Below are 9,669 nucleotides of genomic sequence, written 5' to 3'. Positions count from 1 at the left end.
GGCCGGCGCCGGGCCGCCCCAAGGCGGCCTGCGCCCCCCTCGGGGGGGCAGCGACCACACGAAGTGAGGGAGCGTGGGGGGCCACCTACCCCCGCTGGCCCATCTCCACGAGCCGATTGCCCGGCAACTCGAAGTAGTCGGAGGCCCGGCCCGCGTTGCGCTGCAGCCAGCTGAACAGGGCGCGGCGCAACGGGTTCATGCCCGGCAGGTCGACGATCGCGGCCCGCGAGACGAAGTACGAGGTCGTCATCGACTCGCAGGCCAGGCCCCGCTGGTAGGCCAGGATGCGGATGAATTCGGGCACGTCGGCCCGCTCCATGTAGCCGTGGCGCGCGGTGACGACCCACACGCCGCTGCCGAGCGACTCGGCCTCGATCCGCTGGCGCGCATCGATGCGCGGGGTGTTGCAGGCCAGCACCCGGAGCACGATCACCTGTTCGTGCAGCACCTGGTTGTGCTTGAGGTTGTGCAGCAGCGCATGCGGCACCGACTCGGCATCTGCGTTGAGGAACACGGCGGTGCCCCGGACCCGGTGCGGCATGTGGGTCTCGAGCGACTGGACGAAAGGTACCAGCGGCAGGCGCTCGGCCTCCGCCGCCGCCAGTCCGAGCCGCCGGCCCTTGCCCCAGGTCGTGAACAGCAGCATCACCGCCACCGCCACCGCCAGCGTGAGCCAGCCGCCCTGCATGACCTTCAGGCTGTTCGCCACCACGAACGTGAGATCGACCACCGCGAAGACCAGCACCCCGGCCACCACGGCCGCCCGGTTCCAGCGCCAGAGCCGCCAGGCGACCACACCGGTCAGCAGCGTGGTCGTCACCATCGTGATCGAGACCGCGATCCCATAGGCCGCAGACAGGGCGCTCGAGCTTTGGAACCCCAGCACCAGCAGAAGCACACCGACCATCAGCAGCCAGTTGATGGTCGGCACGTAGATCTGGCCGATGGTTTCGCCGGAGGTCTGGATGATCCGCATGCGCGGCAGATAGCCCATGCGCATGGCTTGCGCCGTGATCGAGAAGGCGCCCGAGATCACCGCCTGCGAAGCGATCACGGTGGCCATCGCGGCCAGCACCACCATCGGCACCACGGCCCAGGACGGAAAGAGCCTGAAAAAGGGGTTGTCGATGGCGGCCGGATTCGCCAGCACCAGCGCGCCCTGGCCGAAATAGTTCAGGACCAGCCCTGGCAAGGCGATGAAGAGCCAGGCCAGCCGGATCGGCCCGGCGCCGAAATGACCCATGTCGGCATAGAGCGCTTCGCCCCCCGTGAAAGCCAGGAAGACCGCGCCCAGCACCCCCAGCGACTGGGCGCGGTGGACCACCAGGAAGCCGAGCGCGCGGCGCGGGTCGAGCGCCGCCAGCACCTGGGGCTGCTGCAGCACCTGCCACAGCCCCGCCAATGCGATCAGGACGAACCACAGCAGCATCACCGGCCCGAAGATCTTGCCGACCACGCCGGTGCCCTTGCGCTGGACCGCGAAGAACGCGAGCAGGATCGCGACCGTGATCGGAATCACGAACGGCTGCAATCCCGGCGCCTGGACTTCGAGGCCCTCGACGGCCGACAGGACGGAGATGGCCGGCGTGATCAGGCTGTCGCCATAGAAAGTGGCGGCACCCACCAGGCCCAGCAGGCCGATCACATGCACGACCCAGCGCCGGGCCGGCGGATCGGACACCGCGTTGCCGGCCAGCGCCTGCAGCGCGAGGATGCCGCCTTCGCCGTCGTGATCGGCGCGCAGCACGAACACCACGTATTTCAGCGTCACGACGAACATCAGCCCCCAGAAGATCAGCGACAACAGCCCCAGCACCGCGTCGGGCGTGAACGGCACGCCGTGCTCCGGGTTCAGGGTTTCCTTGAAGGCATAGAGCGGCGAGGTGCCGATGTCGCCGAAGACCACGCCGAGGGCGGCGACCATCAGCAGCGGCCCGCCCGCTCGATGCGCCGCGGGGTCGGAGGGATTCGGCTTCTGAGTCGGTGTGTTCATGGTGGCGGGCCCGTTGGCGCTGCGATCGTAGCCTGCGGGACAATCGGCCGCGTGCCATCCACATCTCCCCCCCTGCTCGCAGCCGCGCCGACGCACTACGAGAACTTCCCCGTCGCCTCCTGGTTGTGCCCTCCCCGGCTGCGGCCGCCCATCGCGGCCATCTATGCTTTCGCGCGCACCGCGGACGACATCGCCGACGAGGGCGACGCCCATCCGGCGGCCCGGCTCGACGCCCTGCAGGCCTTCCGCGCCGATCTTTCGGCGGCCGCCCGCGGTGCCGCGCCCTCGGCCCGCTGGCCCGAGGTGTTCGGGCCGCTCGCCGGTTCGATGCGCGATTTCGCGCTGCCGGAAAACCTGCTCGCCGACCTGCTGTCCGCCTTCAGGCAGGACATTGCGAAAACCCGCGACCGCGCCGGCTATGCCGATCGCGCGGAATTGCTGGACTACTGCCGCCGCTCGGCCAACCCGGTGGGGCGCTTGCTGCTTCACCTGTACGGCGTCGACGATGCCCGCTCGCTGGCCCAGAGCGACGCCATCTGCAGTGCGCTGCAACTGATCAATTTCTGGCAGGACCTGAGCGTCGATCTGCCGCGCGGCCGGCGCTACCTGCCGCAGGAGGACTGCCGCGCCCACGGGCTCGCCACAGGCGATTTCGAGACCTTCGTACCGCTCGGGCGGGCGGCGCCGCCCGGCCAGGCGATCGCCTTGGTCGCGAGCCAGGTCGCCTGGGCGCGTGCGCTGATGCACGAAGGCGCGCCGCTCGTGCATCGCCTGCCCGGTCGCGCCGGCTGGGAACTGCGCTTCGTGGTCCAGGGCGGCAGCCGCATCCTCGACAAGATCGAGGCCCAGGGCTGCGACAGTTTTTCGCAACGCCCGACCATCGGCCGCGCCGACGCGCCGCGGCTCGCCTGGCGGGCCCTGCGGATGCGGAGACAATCAGCCGCATGAAGAGGCCCGCACGATGACCCCCGAGCAGTACGTCCAGGACAAGGCCGCTGCATCGGGCAGCAGTTTCTATTACGCATTCCTGTTTCTCCCGAAGCCGCGCCGCGCGGCCATCACCGCCTTCTATGCCTTCTGCCGCGAGATCGACGACGTGGTCGACGAGGTCAGCGACCCGGGCGTGGCGGCGACCAAGCTCGCCTGGTGGCGCACCGAAGTGGCCCAGGCCTTCGCCGGCCAGCCGCACCATCCGGCGACGCAGGCGCTGATGCCGCATGCGGCCGCCTACGGCATCGAGGAACGGCAGTTGCAGCAAGTGATCGAGGGCTGCCAGATGGACCTCGACCAGACCCGCTATCTCGACTTCCCGGCGCTGCGCCGCTATTGCCATCTGGTGGCCGGCGTGGTGGGCGAAGGCGCGGCGCGGATCTTCGGCCAGACCGATCCGCAGACCACCGACTACGCGCACAAGCTGGGCCTCGCGCTGCAACTGACCAACATCATCCGCGACGTCGGCGAGGATGCGCGGCGCGGTCGCATCTACCTGCCGGTCAACGAGTTGCAGCAGTTCGACGTCAAGGCGCACGAGATCCTGAACCGGGTGCACTCCGAGCGCTTCGTGGCGCTGATGAAGTTCCAGGCCGAGAGAGCGCTGCGTGCCTATGACGAAGCCCTCTCGCTGCTGCCGACAGCCGACCGGCGGACGCAGAAACCCGGGCTGATGATGGCCAGCATCTACCGAACCCTGCTCGAGGAGATCGCGCGCGACGACTTCAAGGTGCTCGACCAGCGTGTGAGCCTGACGCCGGTGCGCAAGCTGTGGCTGGCGTGGCGCGTGCAGGCGCTCGGAAGGCTGTGACTCGCCCCCAGGTTGGCTCACTTCGTGTAGCCGCCCACCCCCTACCGGGGGCGCAGTCAGCGGCCCGGCAAAGYCGGTTCCGCGACTGCCCACGAACGGGCGCGCTACGCGCAGCCGAAAGACAAAACTCAGCGCCTGCTTTTGACCCGGCCGGCGCAGCCAGGCCCGTTGGTGAAACACCGTGGAACCGGCTTTGCCGGGCCACTGGTGTTGCCCCCGGTAGGGGGTGGGCGCCCGACACGAAGTGCGGGCAACCTGGGGGCGAGCCATGACCCTTGCCGTGGTCGGCGGTGGGTGGGCCGGCATGGCCTGCGCGGTCGAGGCGACGCTGGCCGGGCATCAGGTCAGTGTCTTCGAGGCTGCCCGCCAATGGGGTGGGCGCGCGCGCGCCGTGCCCGCCACGCTGCCCGATGGAGAGCAGGTGATGCTCGACAACGGCCAGCACATCCTGATCGGCGCCTACACCGAGACGCTGGCGATGATGGCGCGGGTCGGCATCGAGGAAGGCCCGGCGCTGCAGCGCATCCCGCTGGCGCTGCGTTTTCCCGATGGCGGCGGCCTGTCGCTGCCGCAGTTGCCGCGCTGGCTCGACCAGGCGACGCGGCGCCTGGCGCCGCTCGACGTGCTGGCCGGCGTGCTGGGCGCGCGTGGCTGGTCGTGGCGGGACAAGCTGTCGCTGCTGCGGACAGCGATGTGCTGGCAGCGGCAGGGCTTCGCCTGCGCCGAGGCCGAGACGGTCGCCGGCCTGTGCGCCACCCTGACGCCGCGCGTGCAGGCCGAACTCACCGAGCCGCTGTGCCTGTCGGCCCTCAACACGCCGCCGGCCGAAGCCAGTGGCCAGGTGTTCCTGCGGGTGCTCGACGACGCACTGTTCAAGGCGCCGGGCGGGTCGGCGCTGTTGCTGCCGCGGCTCGACCTCGGCGCGCTGTTCCCGGATGCCGCCGATCGATGGCTCAGGCAGCGCGGGGCCCGGACCGAAGCGGGCTGGCGGGTGCGYACCCTGGCGCGCGAAGGCGCCGGCTGGCGGGTCGACGGCCAGCCGTTCGATGGCGTGGTGCTGGCCTGCGCGCCATGGGAGGCCGCTCGGCTGGTCGCCGATGAGGCTCCGCGCTGGGCCGACTCGGCCAATGCCCTGCAGCATGAAGCCATCGCCACGATCTACCTGCACGGCGATGCAGCGCTGCCGGCGCCGGTGCTGGCGCTGCGCAGCCGGCCGGAAGCGCCGGCGCAGTTCGTCTTCGACCGCGGCCAGCTCGGCGGCCCGCATGGCCTGCTGGCCTTCGTGGTCAGCGCCAGCATCGCCGATCGCGAGACGCTGCAGCGGCAGGTGTTGGCACAGGCCCACGCGCAGCTCGGCCTGGCCGCACTGCAACCTGTGCTGACGGTGGTCGAGCGGCGCGCCACCTTCGCCTGCACGCCGGGGCTGAGTCGACCGCCGCAGCAGGTCGCACAGGGCCTGATCGCCTGCGGCGACTATGTCGAGGGCGCCTATCCGGCCACGCTCGAAGGCGCCGTGCGCAGCGCGATCGCCGCCGCGCGGGCGATTTAGGGCCGGCCGAGGGCCGGCCTAGGCCCGGCTCGCCGGCTTGCCGGCGCCGGTCCAGTCGGATCGGTAGCCGGCAGCCGCGGTCTTCTTGAGCATTTCGTCGACCGGGTCGGCGTCCCGGATCGCTGGCGCCATGCGGATCGGCGGCGTCGCGGCCGGCCACGAAGGCGCCGCCTGAGGACGCGACTCCGACTCCAGCGCGATGCCATGCTTGTCCATCAACCGGTACAAGGTCATGCGCGACACGCCGAGTTCGCGCGCGGCATGCGTGACGTTACGGCCGACCCGGGTCAGCGTGAGGCAGATGACGTCGCGCTCGGCCGTCGTGCGCGCGGCATCCAGCCCCGTGCCGACGGCGTTCTCGATCGCTTCGAGGCCCAGGTCCGTCGGCCCGATCAGGCGACGGTCGGTCATGACGACCGCGCGCTGCACCCGGTTGAACAACTCGCGGACGTTGCCGGGCCAGCCGTGCGCGAGCATCGCGGCCAGCGCCTGTCGGCTGAATCCGCGCACGCGGGTGTGGCTCTTGGCGACGCAGAGCTGGAAGAAGTATTCGGCCAGGATCGGCACGTCCTCCATCCGCCTGCGCAGCGGCTCGACGTCGATCGACAGCACGTTGAGCCGGTAGAACAGGTCTTCCCGGAACTGCCCCACCGCCACGGCTTCGGCCAGGTCCACGTGGGATGCGGCCACCACCCGCACGTCGACATGCAGGTTGCGCACGCCGCCCACGCGGCTGATCGTCTTCTCCTGCAGGAAACGCAGCAGATTGGTCTGCAGTTCAAGCGGCAGGTCACCGATCTCGTCGAGGAAGATGGTGCCGCCGTTGGCCGCCTCGATCAGCCCGCGTCGTTCCGACGAGGCGCCGGTGAAGGCACCCCGCTCGTGGCCGAACAGTTCGGACTGGATCAAGGTCGGCGATATGGCGCCGCAATTGACGGCGACGAACGGCCCGCCCGAACGCTGCGAGCACTGGTGGATGGCGCGCGCGGCCAGCTCCTTGCCGCTGCCGCTTTCGCCGCCGATCAGAACCGGCGCCTCGGTCGCCGCGACCTTGCGGATCTGCTCGCGCAGCCGCGTGATCGCGGGCCCCTGCCCGACCATGCCGAGTGCGTCCACCGCGGACCGGCGCTCGGCCTCGTTGCGATGCCGCAGGATGGCCCGCTGCGACGCGTGGCCGAGGATCATCTCCAGTTCGCGGAGGTCGAGCGGCAGCAGCATGTGATCGAAGAAGTGCCCCAGGACGAGCTCGCGAAAGGCCGGCGATTCGAGCGCCTGGGCCTCGCAGACAGCCACCCATTCAGCCCCTGGGGAGGCCGCGACGCAAGCCTCCATCGCAGCCTCGGTCACGCTCGCTTCCGCGCCGACCACCAGCAGCCCGAGCGTGAAATGACGATGCGCCTGCAGCCGCCCCGCGGCCACCAGGTCCATAACGGGACTGAGGTTCCAGCCCCTCGCGAGCAATTGCTCCGCCACCCGGCTGGATTGGCCGCCGAGCGTCACGCAAAGAATGCTCCCTGGCTGCTGCATGGCGAGATCACCTGTGCTGTGGCTAGAACGACATGGGCACCCGGACCGTCAGCTGCAGGTCGGGCGTGTCGCGCGTCAATCCCGCGCCCACGGTCACGTTGAGGGTGGTCTTCGGGCTGTAGCGGTACGAGTAGCCGAGCAGCAACGAGCCGAGCTGGGTGCGCACCGAGCCCAGCACGCGCTGGCCGTTCTGCTCGGTCGGACCGATCGAGTACATCTCCATGCCAAGGCTGAACGACGAACGGTCGTTGATCGACAGGCCCATGCCGAAATTCAGGCCCCACACATTGCCGGGCTTCACGTCGCCGATGAACTCTCTTTCGCCGTTCAGCACCAAGCGGCTGACTCCGCTGCGGGAGAAGTTGTAGGTGAAGTTGAAGCCGCCGAAGAACACCGCGGGGTCGGAAGGCAGCAACCAGGTGATGCCCGGCTGCAGCGAATAGAAGCCCGAGCCGGTCGCCAGGTCCAGCGGCAGACCGGTGCCCGTGGCGTTGCCGATGCAGCGCGTCACGCAATCGGTGGCGACCTCGAACGGATCCGTGCCGGTCTTGGACTTGAAGCGCAGGCCACCGATCACATAGGGGTTGCCGTCCTTGCCATCGGTGATCTGGTAGCGGGCCGCGAACTCGGCATCGCCGACGCCGTTGCCCTTGGTGTTGAAGACGTTGTCGAAGGCCGAACCGGTGAATATCTCGCGGCTGATAGTGGAGTCCGAGCGCGCGACATAGGGCAGCTTGGCTTCGAACTCGAGCCGGTTGGTGGCGCCCCAGCGTCCGGTCAGCGTGCCGATGAAGGTGTTGCGCTTGAACTCCCGCACATCGACCAGGCCGATCAGCAGCGCCGGGATCACCGTGTAGCCCACCAATGCGACGCGGTTGCTCGACGAATAGCCGTAGAACATCGAAGGCTCGAAGACAAACTTGCCCTTGGGCGTGAGGACGCCGGGCTCGTCGAACAGCTGTGCGTATTGCGGCGGCTGCGGACTCTCGTCGCCTGGCGCGACACCCACCTGCACCGGCCTCGAGCCGGAGTCGGGGCCTTCGCCTTCCGCCGCCGCCTTCTTGTTTGCAGTCTGCGTGCCTGCCGGGCTTGGTGCGCCGCGTGCCTCCTGGGTCGCGAGCCGTTCCTGCAGTTCGCGGTAGCGGGCTTCTTGTTGGTCGGACTGTTGCTTCAGCGCGTCGATCTGTCGGCCCTGCTCCTGGACCTGCTGCTGGAGTGCCTCCATGCGCTTGTTGGCATTTCGACTCGAAGAAGCACTCTGCGCCTGAGCCGTCGCACCCGACCACGCCAGTGTCGAACAGGCCAGCAATGCCAGCGCCCTGTGCGGACCGAAGGTCTCCATAGGTGTTCCCTCTCTCTTTGGCTTCTTCGTGGGAGCGTTTCACGCAGCAGCCTAAGCGTAAAGAACAAGCACACCAAGCTACAAGTTGCAATCAAAGGTAAGCATCTTGTAGCAATTTTCGGGGGTGTCTCAGAACTGTTGCGCTTCTGTCCCGCGGCTCCGCGCTGTGCGCGCGGCGCGTTCCGTCAAGCCTGGCCTCACGGCGTCGGGAGCAGGCCCTGAGCGAGGCCTTGCTTCCACGACTTCGACTGTCACGTGCGTGAGACGGAATGGGCGACTTGCGGGAGGCCGGAGTCGATGCAAGGGGTGTCGGCCCCTCGACGCGCAGCCGCGGCGCTACATCGAACGGCCGTCAAGCGAGTGTGACAAAGCAGGTGCTGGTTCGCCTGCGCAGACCTGCTCTCAGCGACCTGCGTTCATCGTGCGGAACGCCTGCAAATCGGGCCTTCGCCTCTGAGCGCAAGGCTTCGCGAAACAAGCCGTAATTTGCTGGCATTGAAGTTGCACATGGCCCATCGATTTGCGGCAACGCACGTCATTACCAAGCTTGTTCAACTTTCTGGAGGGTTCATGAAAAAGACACTTCTGGCTTCGGCCATTGCACTAGCCTTCGGCTTCAGTGGTTCGGTGTTCGCCAATGACACGGATCAGGACACCCATCAACGGACCGTGGCGGGCAACAACACCAGCACGAGTACCAGCACAAGCACGAGTACCAGCTCGCGCACGAGTTCACGTACCAGCGACAGCACCAACAAGAACTCGGGTGCTGCCGAGGCCAGTGCCGAGCGTTCTGCGGCCGTCAACAATGGATCCACCGCGAACTTCACCAACGCCTTCAACACAGCGAAGGCGACAGCGGTGAGCAAGCTGGAGGGCTATGTGTCCGGCAACAGCGTGTCCAACATCGGCAACTACGCCACCAACAATGGCTCTGTCGCGGGCGGCARCGGCTATGGCGGACGTGGCGGCACGGGCAAGGGCGGCGCAGCCTATGGCTCGGGCACGGGCGGCAACGGCGCCACGGGCACCGGTGCGGTCGGCGCGGTGGGTGGCAGCGCATCCAACGGCGCCATCACGCATGGCAGCGCCACGATCGGCGATTCCACGGCAGGTGAAGGCGGCAACGGCCTCGGCGGCATCGCCGCAGGCCTGACCGGCAGCGGACGCGCCTCGTCCAGTGGCGGCGACGGTGGACGCGGCGGTTCGAGCGGTGACAGCGGACGCGGCGGAAGCAGCGGAAGTCTGTCCGCGGCTCTGGGCRGCCGGACCGGCGGCGGCGGCGGCGGCGGCAGTTCCGGTGGAACGTCGGCAGGCTCAGGCGGTTCAGGTGGCGACGGCGGCCTGGCCGGTTCCCCGGGCGGCGCAGGCGGCAACGGCGGCACAGCCGGTTCGAGCGGCACGGCAGGCGCGGGTGGCGCGAGCGGCGCGGGCGGCACAGCCAGTTCGAGCAGCAC

At 68.9% G+C, this 9,669-nt stretch carries 7 protein-coding genes; 4 read left to right on the top strand and 3 right to left on the bottom strand.

The genetic code is table 11. The features are described from left to right. Window positions 1-85 precede the first annotated feature (85 nt). Window positions 86-1,924 (bottom strand): potassium transporter Kup, encoded by a 1,839-nt coding sequence (locus AC1D2K_RS21895; protein ID WP_478090933.1) that lies wholly within the window; start codon window positions 1,922-1,924, stop codon window positions 86-88. A 120-nt stretch (window positions 1,925-2,044) separates the two neighbouring features. On the opposite strand from AC1D2K_RS21895, the gene hpnC reads away from it, so the two are divergent. The 3 genes from hpnC (at window position 2,045) to hpnE (ending at window position 5,343) form a co-directional block, all read left to right on the top strand. Next, window positions 2,045-2,941: a squalene synthase HpnC gene (gene hpnC / locus AC1D2K_RS21890; protein WP_478090932.1), complete on the top strand. Its 897-nt coding sequence runs from the start codon at window positions 2,045-2,047 to the stop codon at window positions 2,939-2,941. A 13-nt stretch (window positions 2,942-2,954) separates the two neighbouring features. Beyond that, window positions 2,955-3,794 (top strand): presqualene diphosphate synthase HpnD, encoded by an 840-nt coding sequence (gene hpnD, locus AC1D2K_RS21885; RefSeq protein WP_478090931.1) that lies wholly within the window; start codon window positions 2,955-2,957, stop codon window positions 3,792-3,794. Window positions 3,795-4,062: 268 nt separating this feature from the next. Continuing rightward, window positions 4,063-5,343, top strand: a complete 1,281-nt coding sequence (gene hpnE / locus AC1D2K_RS21880; RefSeq protein WP_478090930.1) for a hydroxysqualene dehydroxylase HpnE — start codon at window positions 4,063-4,065, stop codon at window positions 5,341-5,343. An 18-nt stretch (window positions 5,344-5,361) separates the two neighbouring features. On the opposite strand, the gene AC1D2K_RS21875 is transcribed toward hpnE, so the two are convergent. Next, window positions 5,362-6,870: a sigma-54 interaction domain-containing protein gene (locus AC1D2K_RS21875; RefSeq protein ID WP_478090929.1), complete on the bottom strand. Its 1,509-nt coding sequence runs from the start codon at window positions 6,868-6,870 to the stop codon at window positions 5,362-5,364. A gap of 22 nt (window positions 6,871-6,892) precedes the next feature. Further along, on the bottom strand, window positions 6,893-8,095 hold the full coding sequence (locus AC1D2K_RS21870; protein ID WP_478090928.1) for an acetate kinase: 1,203 nt from the start codon (window positions 8,093-8,095) through the stop codon (window positions 6,893-6,895). 687 nt (window positions 8,096-8,782) lie between these two features. On the opposite strand from AC1D2K_RS21870, the gene AC1D2K_RS21865 reads away from it, so the two are divergent. Beyond that, a partial coding sequence (locus AC1D2K_RS21865) for a hypothetical protein (RefSeq protein WP_478090927.1) occupies window positions 8,783-9,669 on the top strand: 887 nt, incomplete at its 3' end.

Source organism: Variovorax sp. P1_H12_2 (assembly GCF_056405335.1).
The sequence above is the reverse complement of the archived record's forward strand: the minus strand, read 5'-3'. Positions and strand labels throughout refer to the sequence as shown.

Coding starts and splice junctions, on each gene's coding strand:
- AC1D2K_RS21895 (WP_478090933.1), bottom strand. CDS start 1,924: ATGGTCGCCGCCCTCGGCGTGGTCTTCGGCGACATCGGCACCTCGCCG.
- hpnD (WP_478090931.1), top strand. CDS start 2,955: ATGACCCCCGAGCAGTACGTCCAGGACAAGGCCGCTGCATCGGGCAGC.
- AC1D2K_RS21875 (WP_478090929.1), bottom strand. CDS start 6,870: ATGCAGCAGCCAGGGAGCATTCTTTGCGTGACGCTCGGCGGCCAATCC.
- AC1D2K_RS21870 (WP_478090928.1), bottom strand. CDS start 8,095: ATGGAGGCACTCCAGCAGCAGGTCCAGGAGCAGGGCCGACAGATCGAC.